General features: G+C 67.6%; 11 protein-coding genes. 8 read left to right on the plus strand and 3 right to left on the minus strand.

Translation table 11 applies throughout. From position 1 onward, the window contains the following. The first annotated feature begins 58 nt into the window (after positions 1 to 58). Positions 59 to 1,468 carry an aspartate ammonia-lyase gene (locus B0W80_RS10195; protein ID WP_076999018.1) on the plus strand — a complete coding sequence of 470 codons (1,410 nt, stop codon included), beginning with the start codon at positions 59 to 61 and terminating at the stop codon, positions 1,466 to 1,468. On the opposite strand, the gene B0W80_RS10200 is transcribed toward B0W80_RS10195, so the two are convergent. From B0W80_RS10200 to B0W80_RS10210, 3 genes are all read right to left on the minus strand, one after another. Next, positions 1,441 to 2,469 (minus strand): LysR family transcriptional regulator, encoded by a 1,029-nt coding sequence (locus B0W80_RS10200; RefSeq protein ID WP_076999019.1) that lies wholly within the window; start codon positions 2,467 to 2,469, stop codon positions 1,441 to 1,443. The two genes, B0W80_RS10195 and B0W80_RS10200, sit on opposite strands and share 28 nt — an antisense overlap. A 222-nt stretch (positions 2,470 to 2,691) precedes the next feature. Next, positions 2,692 to 3,723, minus strand: coding sequence for a helix-turn-helix domain-containing protein (locus tag B0W80_RS10205; protein WP_076999020.1), 1,032 nt, complete (start codon positions 3,721 to 3,723; stop codon positions 2,692 to 2,694). Positions 3,724 to 3,755: 32 nt separating this feature from the next. Beyond that, a complete protein-coding gene (locus B0W80_RS10210; protein ID WP_179106872.1) occupies positions 3,756 to 4,781 on the minus strand; it encodes a tripartite tricarboxylate transporter substrate binding protein in 1,026 nt (341 codons plus the stop codon). Between the two features lie 159 nt (positions 4,782 to 4,940). Between B0W80_RS10210 and B0W80_RS35410 the strand changes: the two genes are divergently transcribed. The 7 genes from B0W80_RS35410 to B0W80_RS10245 all read left to right on the plus strand — a co-directional run bounded on the left by B0W80_RS35410 (position 4,941) and on the right by B0W80_RS10245 (position 13,315). Then, on the plus strand, positions 4,941 to 5,399 hold the full coding sequence (locus B0W80_RS35410) for a GAF domain-containing protein (RefSeq protein WP_076999022.1): 459 nt from the start codon (positions 4,941 to 4,943) through the stop codon (positions 5,397 to 5,399). A 48-nt stretch (positions 5,400 to 5,447) separates the two neighbouring features. Beyond that, the gene (locus tag B0W80_RS10220; protein WP_256856533.1) at positions 5,448 to 5,726 is read left to right on the plus strand and encodes a DUF1090 family protein; all 279 of its coding nucleotides are present in this window, start codon (positions 5,448 to 5,450) and stop codon (positions 5,724 to 5,726) included. Between the two features lie 143 nt (positions 5,727 to 5,869). Beyond that, a complete protein-coding gene (locus tag B0W80_RS10225) occupies positions 5,870 to 7,240 on the plus strand; it encodes a PxKF domain-containing protein (protein ID WP_076999024.1) in 1,371 nt (456 codons plus the stop codon). 269 nt (positions 7,241 to 7,509) lie between these two features. Continuing rightward, on the plus strand, positions 7,510 to 9,189 hold the full coding sequence (locus B0W80_RS10230; protein ID WP_083745289.1) for a ShlB/FhaC/HecB family hemolysin secretion/activation protein: 1,680 nt from the start codon (positions 7,510 to 7,512) through the stop codon (positions 9,187 to 9,189). A 21-nt stretch (positions 9,190 to 9,210) separates the two neighbouring features. Next, complete coding sequence (locus tag B0W80_RS10235; protein ID WP_076999025.1) at positions 9,211 to 12,498, plus strand: filamentous hemagglutinin N-terminal domain-containing protein; 3,288 nt, start codon at positions 9,211 to 9,213, stop codon at positions 12,496 to 12,498. 8 nt (positions 12,499 to 12,506) lie between these two features. Then, positions 12,507 to 12,950 (plus strand): FecR domain-containing protein, encoded by a 444-nt coding sequence (locus B0W80_RS10240; RefSeq protein WP_076999026.1) that lies wholly within the window; start codon positions 12,507 to 12,509, stop codon positions 12,948 to 12,950. Then, positions 12,947 to 13,315: a hypothetical protein gene (locus B0W80_RS10245; protein WP_076999027.1), complete on the plus strand. Its 369-nt coding sequence runs from the start codon at positions 12,947 to 12,949 to the stop codon at positions 13,313 to 13,315. The genes B0W80_RS10240 and B0W80_RS10245 overlap by 4 nt, the downstream gene beginning before the upstream one ends. Positions 13,316 to 13,403: the final 88 nt, after the last annotated feature.

Raw genomic sequence — 13,403 nt, forward strand, 5'->3', positions numbered from 1 at the left:
AAAGTGCGGCGGCCCGGGGCATTCGATTCACCATTTTGAAAGTACGAGGAACACGGCCATGGAAAAGTCTTCTGGCATCGAATCTTCAAGGACCGAGAGAGACTACGTAGGCGAGGTCCGCATTCCCCGCGACAAGCTCTATGGCGTGAACAGTGCGAGAGGGCAGGACAACCTCTCGGTCTCGACCCAGACCGTGGGCCACTACGCGGAGTTCATCAAGGCATTCGCGCACGTGAAGTGGGCCGCGGCGCTGGCGAACCGCGATCGCGGCGTGATCGACGCCAAGGTGTGCGACGCCATCGCGCAAGCGTGCAAGGACTTGATCGATGGCAAGTTCGAGGACTCGCTGATCGTCGACTTGATGGAGGGCTCGGGCGGCACCTCCACGAACATGAACTTCAACGAGGTCATCGCCAACCGGGCGCAGCAGATCCTGGGCTGCCCGGCCGGCTCTTACGAAGTCGTGCATCCGAACGACCATGTGAACCGTTCGCAGTCGACCAACGACGCCTACCCTTCGGCACAGAAGATCGCGACCTACGACATGCTCGAGCCGCTGATCGATGCGCTGGGCGAACTTGCCGCGACCTTCGACCGAAAGTCACAAGAGTTCGCCGAGGTTCTTCACCTCGGTCGAACGTGTTTGCAAGACGCGCAACCGATGCGTCTGGGTCATGTGTTCGGAGGCTATGCCGCTCTGGCACATCGCCTGAAAGCAGAGATGACGACGGTGCGTGCAAAGCTGCTGACCCTCCCGTTGGGCGGGACTGCCATCGGCACGGGTTTCGGTGCGCCAGAAGGCTACCGTGCCGCGGTGTACGGCTACTTGCGTGCGCTGACTGGCGCCGACTATGTCGCCCCTGACGATTCGTTCGACGCGATGCAGAACATGGACACGTTCTCGCGGGTATCTGCGGAACTTCGCACGTGCGCCACCGCGCTGGCAAAGATCGCTCGCGATCTGACGGTGCTGTCGTCGGGTCCGGTGGGCGGCCTTGGAGAGCTCCGGCTTCCCGAGGCGCAGGCCGGCTCGTCCATCATGCCTGGCAAGGTCAATCCGGTATTGCCGATGGCCATGATCCAGCTGAGTTTTGCAGTCGTTGGCAACGACGTGGCCGTGGCTCAGGCAGTCCAGTACGGTGAGCTGGAGATCAACCACTTCGAGCCCGTGGTGGCATCGCGGGTGTTCGACAGCATCCACCTGTTGACCCATGGCATTCGGCGGTTCAACGAGAAATGCGTGGCCGGGATCACTGCGGACCGCGCGCGCAACGAAAGCCATCTGCTGGAATCGATGGCAGTCGCGACGGCGCTGGTGCCGCAACTTGGCTACGCGAAGGTCAGCAAGCTGGCCCGTCAGTCCGTGACTGAAGAGCGCTCGCTGGTGGACATCCTGGGCGAGTCGGGCATTCTGACCAAGCAAGAAACCCTGGCGGCCATTCAGAAGGCGTCCTTGCCGGTGTTCTGAGGCGAGCCGGCCGAGGTCTCGACATGGGCTTCGGTCCAAGGGTGAATCTCGATCAGTTCTGGCAAAGACGGATGGATGGCCTTCAGTTCGTTTCTGACATGCCCGTCCAAAAGACGGCTCGCGAGTTCGAAGGTCTGCTTTCCGAGTTCGTCGTACTCACCCTTGCGGACGTGCAAGAAGACTTGCCGTTCCGCATGAAGCTCGGGTACGAAGTCCTGCCGCACCGCGTTGGCTGAGCGCGCGCCCTGCAGCAGGCACAGGGGGGTCGTGATGGCCCAGCCGATTCCGCCGGCCACCATGGAGGTGAGGGTGTCGGCAGTTTCCACCTCGAGGCGGCGTGCCGGGTTGAGGCCGACTCGGCGCAGCGCGCGTTCCACCTGTTCGCCGAGGTGCGACTGGACGTTGAAGCGGACGATCGGCAACTGTTTCGACAGATGGACAAGGTCCGCCACGCTGCGGCATGCCGAAGCCTGCCCTTTGGGCGCGATGACGAGAAGCTTTTCCGACAGGAGCAGGTGGTTCGCCATCCCGTCCAAGTCCAGTGAGCGCGTGGAGATCACCAAGTCGAGTTCGCGCCGGGCAAGTGCTTCGGTCAGGTTGGGCGTCAAACCCGTGCGCACCGATAGCTGGGCAGTGCCGCGCAGCAATTGCTGAACCAGAGGTGTGCCGCAGGTGGCGGCGAAGGAGTCCACCAAGCCGACGCGCAAGTTCGGCCTGATGCCTTTGCTGGCTTCGATCACGGCGCCTCGCAGGTTCATGGCCTGGTCGAGCAGGGTTGCGCCGCGGTTCGCGAGTGCAACGCCGGCGATGGTGAGTGTCAGTGGTCGGGCCGAGCGATTGAGCAGCGGCGTTCCGAGGTTGTCCTCGAGCAGGCGCACCGATTGCGAGACCGCCGATTGCGTGATGCCGAGCCGCTCGGCCGCCTTGGACATGTTGCAGTCCTGGGCGGTCGCCAGGAAGATCCGAAGCGCCTGCATATCGATGGGTCGAATGTCGGACATGTGGGTGCCTTGTGCACGTGACGACAGATTGGTGGGGCCGCCGTTGGCCGTACGGGGAGGACTATCGTAGCCAAGCCTGCATGCAGCCGGCGGGCGTTGAGAAGCAAGCCTCGTTGGGCAGCAATGGCAGTCGCATGGGCCTCGTCACAGCCAAGGGCTTGAATGTGCCGGCCCTGAGACACGCCGCCCTCGACGCCGCCGCCAGGCGCGCGCACCAGGCGATCAGTTCTCCAACGCCTCCAACCATTTCCCGAACCCACTCGCCCCCTGCACCTCCTCGGCCCGCACAGCCGTCTGTGCCGCCCCCGTCGCCTCACGCGGGCTATACCCGAACTGTTCCCTGAACGCGCGGCTGAAATGCGTGGCGCTCTTGAAGCCGTGTTCTTCGGCGAGCCGTGCGATGTTCTGCCGTTCGCGCGTGCCGCTCAGGATGCCGTGGACGCGCGCGAGCCGGCGCTCCTTGATGTAGTTGGCGACGCCGCCCAGGTCGGCGAACAGGCGGTAGAGCGTCGAGCGCGAGATGCGAAGGTGCGCGCACATCCGATCGACCGTCAGGCTCTCTTCGCTCAAGTGCTGCTCCACGTACTGCCGCGCGCGGCGCAGCAGCACCGAGTCGATGGCGGGCTGCGCGGCATCGAGGGTCGCGGGGCTCATCGCGACGCTTGCGGCCAGCAGGCTGACGGTGGCCTTCATCATGTGCGGCACTTCCTCGGGCGACAGCGACGGCAGGCCGGCGATGAGCGACGACAGATGATTCGCCACCAGCCCGGCGCAGGCGTTCATCGGCGATGCGCCGTGCAGGTTCATGGGCCGCGGCAGCGCTTCTTCGAGAAGGTCGCGCGGCACGTACAGGATGGTGCTCTTGCAGCAGGATGCGTTGGTCTCGGGCAGGGCCATGTCGGTGAGGACGAAGCGGCCCGGCGCCAGCGACACGTGGTTGCCGGAGGCATCGCAATGAAACTCGCCTTCGCGCAGCAGGATCAGCCGGTAGTGGTCGAGCTGGTCCATGCGGATGTTCTTGTCGCGCCGCACGCGCGTCTGCATGGGGCCGAAGGTGCTGTGGCCGACGATCAGCGGGTCGAGCTTCCACAAAGAGACCTCTGCCTCGAAGGCCGGCACGTGCTGCGCGTCGATCTCCATCTCCCAGCTGCGCGACAGCGACTCGCGCCATTGCTCCACGGCCCCGGCGGGCGACATGGCGCGCGAGTCGAAGTGGATGTGCGGAACGGCGGGCGACGACGGCTCAGGCGGCATGCCGCGGCCTCCTGCGCGTGGACGGGCCGCCGCTAGTTGGGTTGCACATCGGCGGCCTTCGCCAGGTCTTGCAGGATGCGCATCTCGCGCGCATAGAACGCCTCGGCCTCGGGCAGGCCCATGGCCGCGGGCACCGCGCCGCCGGTCGCCTCCAGCGCCAGGCGGGTCTGCGGCTGGCCCAGGGCCTGCACGATGGTCTGGTGAAGCTGCGCGACCAGCTGCGGCGGCATCGTTCGGGGCACGAACAGGCCCACCCACACCGAGGGGCGCCCGATGCCCTTGGCACGCGCGCTTTCGTCGAAGGTGGGCACGTCGGGGCGGCGGGCGCTGCGGTGGTCGGCGGCCACGCCGAGCATCCTGAGCTTGCCGGTGTCGACCAATGCGCCCAGCACGTTGTCTTGCGGCAGCATCGTGAAGTCGATGGTGCCGGCCATCAGGTCCTGCAGCATCGGTGCGCCACCGCGATAAGGCACGTGCACGGCCTCGATCGCCATGGTGCTGCGCAGCTTCTCGGTGACGATGTGATACAGCGAGCCGCTGCCCGGGCTGCCGTAGTTGAGCGGCTTGCCGGCGCGACGCGCGGGGTCGGCCAGGTCGTCGACCGTGCGGGCATCGAGGTCGGGCCGCACGTAGAGCGCCACCGGGGCGCTGTAGAGCACGCCCAGCAGCCTGAAGTCGGCGGCGCGGTACTTCAGCGACTTGATCGTGAGGGGCGCCAGCACGGTCTCGGTCGGCGAGCCGACGAGGATCTGCGATCCGTTGGGCACTGCGCCGAGGAACCGGGTGGCCGCGATCGACCCGCTCGCGCCGCTGAGGTTTTCCACGATGATGGGCCGGTCCACGAGGTGCCCGAAGGCGGGTGCGAAGCCGCGGGCCAGCACGTCCGAAACGCCACCGGGCGGGTAGGGCACCACCAGCGTCAGCGGCCCCTGGGGCAGCGCTTGCGCCATCGCGGCGCTCCAACCGAAGATTGCCGCAGCGACACCCACGCACGCCAGCGCGCGCGGGCCGATCGACGGGCCCTGCAGGCGGGCCCATGGCGGACGATTGCTTTCCATGCGGTTCGAGGGCGCACGCGCGCCCCGAAGAAAATTGTCGGCGAAGCACCCTTGCACACGCAAGACGAGTGCCAGCGGCGCGGCGATTTTGCCCCACGTCCCTTGCGGCTTCGGGGTATTCATCATTCCCGCTGTCGAGAGCGGCGCCACAATCGGGCCATGGCATTGCCCCGCACTCTGGATTCGTTCTCGGCCGTCCTGCGCGCCGACGGTCCGGCGGCGGCGCTTGCGTATCTCAACGAAGGTGTGCCCCATCGGTACAGCGCGGCCTATCGGTTCGCAGGCCTCAAGCTTCAGAACGTGCTGCTGCACGACAAGGCGGGCGAGATGCGGCCGGCGTTCCTGGCGACGGTGCCCTTCGATCAGAGCTTTTGCCAGTACGTTCGCCGAGACAGCGCGTTTCGCACGGACAACTCGTCGGTCGACCCGCGCCTGCAAGGCCATCCCTACCAAGGCGTGGTCGTGTCGTATCACAGCGTTCCGCTGGTGAGCGACACCGGCGAGCTGTGGGGCACGCTGAGCCATTTCGACATGGCGCCTCTGCCGCTTTCGCAAGAGGAGTTCGCGCTCTTGCAGGGTGCCGCCGAGCTGCTGCCCAACTTTCTTCTGGAGCGCTGAATCAAAGCCTGTTTCCTGGCCATCATGCTGGCAGTGGCGGCCCCCGCCATGGCACAGCCCGCACCGCCGATCGACACCACCGTTTGCAAGGCCGAGGAAGACGCGCTGGAGCAAGACATCGACATCGCCCGCTCCAAGGGCCAGATGCTTCGCCGGCGGCAGCTCGCCGAGGAATTGGCAGCCCTGCACGCCCGGTGCCAGGCCGTCGCACCAGTGCAGAGCCGGGCGGCGCGTGTCGAGAAGCTGGAGCAGGAAATCCGGGAACTGCGCACCGCACTGGGCCGCGCCGAAGAACAACTGCGGCAACTGAAGCAGGGCGGCTCGTGACGATGCCCAGGCGAACGGCCTGGACATCACTAAGAACCGCCGCCGTAGTTCGTTTGTCGGATTCCACCCCGGGCCCGTAAGCGCTATCTTGGGCACGTGCGTCGGCCTGTACCAGGCCGGCCAGCGAATCGGAGGTTGTCGCCATGGCCATCCTTGCCCGGGTGCTTTGCAAAGCCATCGGCGTGCACGCGCGCACGGCTGTCGACTGGGCTCGAGGCCTCTTGCTCTTCGTCGCGACGCTGGCATCGACGGCCGTGTTGGCCGCGCCCTTCGCCTATGTACCGCGGCCCTACAACGACGACTTGGCCATCATCGACGTGGCCACCAACCAGGTGGTCAAGTTTCTGCCGGTGGGCGACTTCCCCCAAGGCGTGGCGATCAGCCCGACCGGCGACTTCATCTACATCATGAACTTCTCCGGCCACTCGATCTCGGTCGTGTCAGGCGCCACGCACACGGTCGTCGCGACGATCGAACTCGAGGGAATGCCCAGCAGCGGTGCCGTGAGCCCGGACGGCAAGAAGCTGTATGTGACCCAGTGGCACAAGACCTATCCGCTCCTGGTCATCGACACCGTCACGCGCAAGGTGGTGGCCTCGTATGCCGGCGAAACGACCGGCAGCGGCGTGGCCGTGTCTCCCGATGGCGCTTTCGTCTACTACGCGAGCGAGACCCATCGAAGGCTGTCGAAGATCGACACCCAGACGCTCAAGTTGGTCGCCAAGGCCGTGACGGGCGAGTTGCCCGAGGGTGTGACGGTGACGCCCGACGGCAATCAGGTCTACGTTGCGACCTGGGAAGGCAAGGGCGCCACGCTGTTCGACAACGTGACCAACACGGCGCAGCAAATCACGACCGGCCAGTTCCCCTGGTCTCCGGCTGCGAGCCCCGACGGCAGCGCCGTGTGGGTGGCCAATGCCTTGGACAACACGATCTCGATCATCAGCACCGCCACGCACAAGGTCGTGCAGACCATCCCCACCGGCAAGAAGCCGATGTCCGTCGCGTTCACGCCCGACGGCAAGTTCGCCTACGTGGTCAACGAAGACGATCACAGCGTCCAGGCCATCAAGGTGGCCAGCCTGCTGACCGTGGCCACCGTGCCGATCGGCGCCAACGGCTTCGCTTTCGGCCGCTTCATCATCCAGGGCAAGCCGCATGGTCCGATCTACATCGAGACCGTGTCGCCGCTGAAGCGCGCGCCGGACTTGAACGCCATGACGGCCGGCAGCGCGGTCGATCTGCGCTTCTCGCTCGGCGGCGATCAAGGGCTCGGTGTGCTGGCGGCCGGCTCGCCGACGTCCGAACAGATCGTGTGCCCCACCGCCATCCCGATGGGCACGCCGGACCTGCCGCGCAGCACGGCGACACCGGGGCGATTGCGCTACGACGCCCAAACCGGCGTGTACGCCTACGCCTGGGCAACCGACCCGTCGTGGTCGCGCACCTGCCGCCGCCTCGCGCTGGAGCTCACGGACGGCACGCGGCAGGAACTGTTGATGCAGTTCAGGTAGGCCGTTCGCTCTGGCGGGCGGCCGGGCTGCCGGGTCGGCGAGCAATCAGCGAGCGGCTCAACCGTGAGAAAAGTCTGCGTGGACGCCGCAGTGCCTGCCTCTGCCAGCGAAAGCGCACGGCCCGGGTGTTACCTTCATTGAAGCGCCGCAGGGGTCGATGGGCCGACATCGAGATGTCGACTTGGACATGCCGCGTGGACCAGCAGTCGACTTCAATAAAAGCGTAAACGTGCCGCTACGCCTGTCGCGCGGCCATCCCCGAGGTTTCAATGAATTCACGCAGTTCACCGTCGGTGTCACGACCGACGGTACTGGCCCTCTGCGCGCTCGCCGGGTTGCTGGTGCAGTCCGCACACGCAGCGCCGCCTGCATCCGTGCCGAGGTTCGAGATCTCGCGCTACGAGGTCGAGGGCAACAGCCTCGTGTCCAGCGACGTCATCGCCCGCGCCGTCGCGCCGCTCACCGGACCGCAGCGCGAGTTCGGAGACGTCCAGCGCGCCGTGGAGGCCATCGAGCGCGCCTACCTCGACCTCGGGTACTCCGCGGTCAAGGTCAGCGTGCCGGAGCAGGAGCTTGCCGGCGGCACGGTCAGGATCCGCGTCGTCGAAGCGGTGTTGACCTCGGTGGCCGTCGGCGGCAACCAGCATTTCAGCGCCGAGAACGTCAAGGCCAGCCTGCCGAACCTGCAGACGGGCAGAGCGCCGCGCCTCCGTGCGCTGTCGGCCTCGATCCAGTTGGCCAACGACAACCCGGCCAAGCAAGTGTCGGTGTCGATGGCCGAAGGCCGCCTGCCGGGGACGGTCGACGCCACGGTGTCGGTGACCGACCACGACCCGCTGCGCTTCATCGCGACCCTCGACAACACCGGCACCGCGGCCAGCGGCCACTGGCGCACCGGCATCGCCGTGCAGCATGCGAACCTCTTCGGCCTGGACCACGTGGGCACCCTCGCTTACACCACGACGCCCGATGGCCCGTCGGGCCAGCACCTCAACGTCTATTCGGTTGGCTATCGGATTCCGGTCTATTCGCTGGGCGACAGCATCGATGCCATCTACGGCCGCTCCAGCGTCAACACGCCTTCGAGCTCGCCCACGCTGGGCGGCGTGCTGGGCTTTACCGGCAAGGGCGAGACCTGGGCGCTGCGTTACAACCACTTTCTGGGGCGCTCGGGCGAGACGGCCTCGAAGCTCGTGTTCGGCATCGACCGCAAGAACATCGACTCGCGCTGCGACATCGATGGCACCACCATCACCATCGATGGCCCGACGCCTCCCATTTCCGCGTGCGTGCCGTACACCACCACGCCGGTGAGCATCACCTACAGCGGCCAGCGCGACGGCGTCGACCAGGCACTCGGCTACAGCGTGGGCATTGCGCGCAACATCGCGAGCGGCTCGCGCTACACGAACCTCGACGGCCGTACCGATCGCTACTCGTACCTGACGCCGGGCAATCGCCGGTCGCGCGACGACTTCATGGTGGTGCGCGGCGGTGCGTCGCTGCTGCAGGGCCTCGACAGCGGCTGGCAGCTTCGCTTGGCCGGCAACGCGCAGCTCACGAACACGCCGCTGGTGGCGAGCGAGCAGTTCGGGCTGACCGGCTCGAACGCGGTGCGCGGCTTCGACGAGCGCGCCGTGGCGGCCGACAGCGGCCTCGTGCTCAATGCCGAGCTCTACACGCCCGAACTGAGCGCGCGGCTGGGCGTGCCGGGCAACCTGCGCGGCCTGGTGTTCGTGGACGCCGGCTACGGCGCGAACCGCCGGGCCGCAGGCACCTACCTGCCGAGCCACACCCACGTGGCCAGCACCGGCGTGGGCGTGCGCTACAGCCTGAGCCGCGACCTCAGCGTGCGGCTGGACGTGGCGCGCGTGATCGAGTCCGGCAGCTCCACCACCGAGAAGCGTGGCGACTGGCGCGCGCACCTGAGCGCGATGTTCGCGTTCTGAACAACCAGAAGAAGAACTCCGATGACAACGAAATCCTTCGAGCTTCGCTTCCTGCCCTGGGTGGTCGCGGCCATCTGCGCGGTCGGCACCGGCGCCGCGCTGGCGCAGCTGGCCCCGGGCGCGCTGCCCACCGGTGGCACCGTGGTGGGTGGCCAGGCCTCCATCGTGCAGAACGGCACGACGCTCGCCATTACGCAGACCTCGGCGCGGGCACTGGTCAATTTCTCGAGCTTCAACGTGGGCTCGGGTGCGCTGGTCGACATCCGCCAGCCCGGCGCGGCCGCCGCGCTGCTGGCCCGCGTGACCGGGCAGGACGCGTCGCAGATATACGGCCAGATCAAGGCCGACGGCGCGCTGTGGCTCATCAACCCGGCCGGCATCATGGTGGGGCAGGGCGCTCGCATCGACGTGGGCAGCTTCATCGCGAGCACGCTCAACGTGAGCGACACGGACTTCCTGGCCGGCCGGCTGACCTTCACGTCGCCGGGCGGCGCGGGCGCGCTGAGCAACGCGGGCACCATCACTGCCGCCGGCGGCGGCGGGCGCATCTACCTGGTGGCGCCCAAGATCGAGAACACGGGCACCCTGAACGCGCCCGGTGGCGAAGTGCTGCTGGCTGCAGCGCAGAACGTGCAGCTCGTGGACACCGGTCACCCGGGCGTATCCATCGCACTCTCGGGCGCCGGCGGCGACGTGCGCAACCTGGGTCGCATCGTGGCCGAGGCCGGCCGCATCGGCCTGGGCGGTGCGCTGGTCGCCAACGCGGGCGAGATCAGCGCCAGCAGCGCCGTGAGCGAAGGCGGCCGCATCTTCCTGCGCGCCACCGAGCTCAAGACGAGCGCGACCTCGAACATCCACGCCAACGGCAGCTCGGGCGGCAACGTCGTGCTGGCCGCCGACCGGGCCGACATCGATGGGCGCATCTCCGCCACCGGCAGCGGCGGGCCGGGCGGGTTCGTCGACACCTCGGGCCACATCACGCTGAACGTGAAGCATGCGCCGACCGTGGGCAGGGGCGGCGAGTGGCTCATCGACCCGAGCGACCTCGAAGTGGTGGCCGGCGCGGGCGGCAGCGCCAGCGTCGAGAACGGCGTGATCGTGTCGACCGTCAACGGCACCACGATCGGTGCGGGCGTCATCACGGACCAACTGAACAGCGGCGCCAGCGTGGTGCTGGCCACGGGCAACGCAGGCACGGGCCAGGGCAACATCGTCGTCAACGCGGCGATCGACAAGACCGGCGGCGCAGACGCGCGCCTCACGTTGAGGGCGCACAACGACATCACGATCAACGCGCCGATCACGAGCAGCAGCGGCGCGCTGGACCTGGGCCTGAAGACCAACTTCTACGGCAACCCGGCAGACCCGGGCCATGCGGCCACCGTCAACGCCAACCTGAACCTGAACGGCGGTGTGCTCGAAGTCTCGCAAGGCGAGGCGCTGGGCAACGGCATCCTGAACATCGTCGGCGGCACCACGCGGCTCGACGGCAACGCAGCCATCCAGGCCGCGACGGTCAACGTGGGCGCGAACGGCAACCTGTCGATCGGCAACAGCCAATGGGTTCAAGGCGCCTGGGTCAACGACGGCGTCATCGAACTGCGTGACGGCGACGGCGCGCTGAACGTGAGCGGTAGCCTGGTCAACAACGGCCGGATCAACCTGACAGGCTCCGGCTTCTTCGGAATCAGCGGTGTGAGCGATGGCCAGAGCGTGACCAACAACGGCACGATCGCCAAGACCTCGGGCGGCGACCAGCAATTGACGTACATCGGCAGCGGCGCGGCCGGCCGCATCCAGGTCGACGCGGGCAGGCTCACGGTCGGCGACTCGACGGTGGGTGGCCACGTGGTCGTTGCCGCGGGAGCGAGCGTGGTGCTCGATGGCGCGAAGATCGCCGGCGGCACGAAGTTCGCAGGCCCGGGCGGCATGAAGTGGGCAGGCGGCGTCACGCTGCTGGGCGACGTGGAGATCGGCGCGAACGGGCCGACCCTGACCAACGACCCCACGCGACTGACCTTGGTGCGTGGCCCGGGCTACCAGCTGACGACGCGCAACAGCGTCGGCATCGAAGGCACCTTCGTGCTCGACGGCGACATGGTCTGGAACAACCACGGCATCGTGACCGTGGGCCAGGCGCAGATGGGCAACCTGGCCTTCAACACCAACGCCATCTTCAACAACCGGGCCGGCGGCGTCGTCGACGTGAAGGACGGTTCGCGCCTCGAGCTGTCGACCCAGACCACGATCAATAACGACGCCGGCGCGTTGCTGCGCGTCGCCTCGACCGAGACCAACAGCTTCAGCGGCGGCTACCAGGGTCGCCTCATCAACGCCGGCACGATCGTGAAGACGGGCATTGGTACGACGCCGGCCACGCTGACCAACCTGGCCGGCGGCGTGTTGAAGATCGACGAGGGCGGCTTCGGCGTCACGTTCTCGGAAGCCAACGCCAATGCGGGCACGGTCGAGATCGCCTCGGGCGCGGCGCTGCACAGCAGCGTCGACCTTCACAACACCGGAACGATCCGCGGCACGGGCAGCGTCGAACTCGGCGGGGGGCCGGGTGCCACGCTGGTCAACAGCGGCGTCGTGGCGCCCGGCGGATCGGACCAGGTCGGCACGCTGACGGTCAACGGCAACTTCACGCAGGACGCGCAAGGCGCGCTGAACGTTCGGCTTGCGGGCGGCAGTGCCGATGTGCTCCGCGTCGTGGGTGCGGTGCGGTTGGCGGGCACGGTGAATCTCTCGACGCCCAGCGGCGGCCTGCCGACGAATGGCGCCGTCGCCGATTTTCTGGTGACCAGCGGTGCCGGCGCCACGGGTGCCTTCTCGCAAGTCAACGCGCCTGCCATCATCACCTCGGCGACGACGGGCACGTTGTCGGTGCTCTATCCGGCATCGGGCGACACGGTGGCGCAGGTGAAGGCATCGACGGCGCCCACCGTGGTGGCGCTGCCGCCCATCACGCCTGCGCCGCCGCCGCCATCCTCGACGCCTGCACCGACACCCGCGCCGACACCCACGCCGACACCCACGCCGACGCCGTCACCGCCGCCCTCGGCCGACATCTGTGCCATCGCGCCGAACTCGGCCTTGTGCCAAGTGCTGTCGCCCCCGACGGCGTCCGAGCCGGTGATGCCGGTCGTCAGGGCAGCGGCCGACGTGTTGAACGTCCTGACCACCACGCCTGCGGCAACCGACGTGAAAACGACCGACGAGATCGCGCTCGCGGTTTCCAAGGAAGTCGACTCGAAGACCGCCGCCGGCCCGACCAACCAGACCGTCAAGAAGATGTACTGCAACTGAGACCACCGATGAAACGCACATCCCAACTCGCACTGTGGCTGGCCTTGTCGCTGACCGGCGCGTCCGCGTCGGCCCAGGTGGTCGGCGCCATCACCCACCTGGCCGGCCTGGTGGCCGCGCGGAGCCCGGAAGGCGCCACCCGGCTGCTCGCCGTCGACTCCAAGGTCAACCAGGGCGACACGCTCACGACCGAAGCCCGCGGCTACGCGCTGCTGAAGTTCAGCGACGGCGCCGAACTCATGATGAAGCCGGACTCGGTGGTGGCGGTGACGCGCTACAGCTACGACCCGGCGCAGCCGCAGCTCGACCGCTCCGAGATCCATCTGGGCCAAGGCGGCTTCGTGAGCACGCCGGGCGCGCTCGGCAAGCGCAGCCCCGCCTCGACGGTGATCAAGACCCCCAAGGGCGACCTGCAAGGCGCCGCAACCCTCGACGTGATGGTGCAACCATGAAGAAGTCTTTACTGCTGATCGCGCTGGTGTCGACGCTGGGGACCACGGCGCCGGCGATGGCCACCGTGTTCATGCCGCAGTCCGGCGCGCCCACCTCGGCACCGCCGCCGCCGACGGCCGCGATGCCACCCGGGCTCTACGTACACGTGCTCGACGGCCTCATCAGCGTGTCCAACTCCGGTGGCGCGCAAAGCTTCGCGGCAGGGCAGTTCGGCTTCACTCCGAGTCCGATGACGCCGCCGGTCGTGGTGCCGCAGAACCCGGGCCTGCAGTTCACGCCTCCGCCGGCGTTCAACGCGCAGGCGGCACCCACTGCGAGCGGCACTCCGGCGAAGTCCAACGGCGTGGACTGCGAAGTTCGCTAGCGCCCGCAAGCAGCCGCTGCTTCGGGCGAGACGGCGCGGGGTGCGAGGCCTCGCTTGCCCTGTGCGCGCGCCAGGTGCGATGGAGCGC

The sequence above is a fragment of the Variovorax sp. KK3 genome, from assembly GCF_001984055.1.
Taxonomy (GTDB): domain Bacteria; phylum Pseudomonadota; class Gammaproteobacteria; order Burkholderiales; family Burkholderiaceae_C; genus Variovorax.

Excerpts from the sequence above, each read along its gene's own strand:
- B0W80_RS10245 (WP_076999027.1), top strand. The coding sequence starts at position 12,947 with ATGAAGAAGTCTTTACTGCTGATCGCGCTGGTGTCGACGCTGGGGACC.
- B0W80_RS10230 (WP_083745289.1), top strand. The coding sequence starts at position 7,510 with ATGAATTCACGCAGTTCACCGTCGGTGTCACGACCGACGGTACTGGCC.
- B0W80_RS10225 (WP_076999024.1), top strand. The coding sequence starts at position 5,870 with ATGGCCATCCTTGCCCGGGTGCTTTGCAAAGCCATCGGCGTGCACGCG.
- B0W80_RS10235 (WP_076999025.1), top strand. The coding sequence starts at position 9,211 with ATGACAACGAAATCCTTCGAGCTTCGCTTCCTGCCCTGGGTGGTCGCG.
- B0W80_RS35410 (WP_076999022.1), top strand. The coding sequence starts at position 4,941 with ATGGCATTGCCCCGCACTCTGGATTCGTTCTCGGCCGTCCTGCGCGCC.
- B0W80_RS10220 (WP_256856533.1), top strand. The coding sequence starts at position 5,448 with ATGGCACAGCCCGCACCGCCGATCGACACCACCGTTTGCAAGGCCGAG.
- B0W80_RS10205 (WP_076999020.1), bottom strand. The coding sequence starts at position 3,723 with ATGCCGCCTGAGCCGTCGTCGCCCGCCGTTCCGCACATCCACTTCGAC.
- B0W80_RS10210 (WP_179106872.1), bottom strand. The coding sequence starts at position 4,781 with ATGGAAAGCAATCGTCCGCCATGGGCCCGCCTGCAGGGCCCGTCGATC.
- B0W80_RS10195 (WP_076999018.1), top strand. The coding sequence starts at position 59 with ATGGAAAAGTCTTCTGGCATCGAATCTTCAAGGACCGAGAGAGACTAC.
- B0W80_RS10240 (WP_076999026.1), top strand. The coding sequence starts at position 12,507 with ATGAAACGCACATCCCAACTCGCACTGTGGCTGGCCTTGTCGCTGACC.
- B0W80_RS10200 (WP_076999019.1), bottom strand. The coding sequence starts at position 2,469 with ATGTCCGACATTCGACCCATCGATATGCAGGCGCTTCGGATCTTCCTG.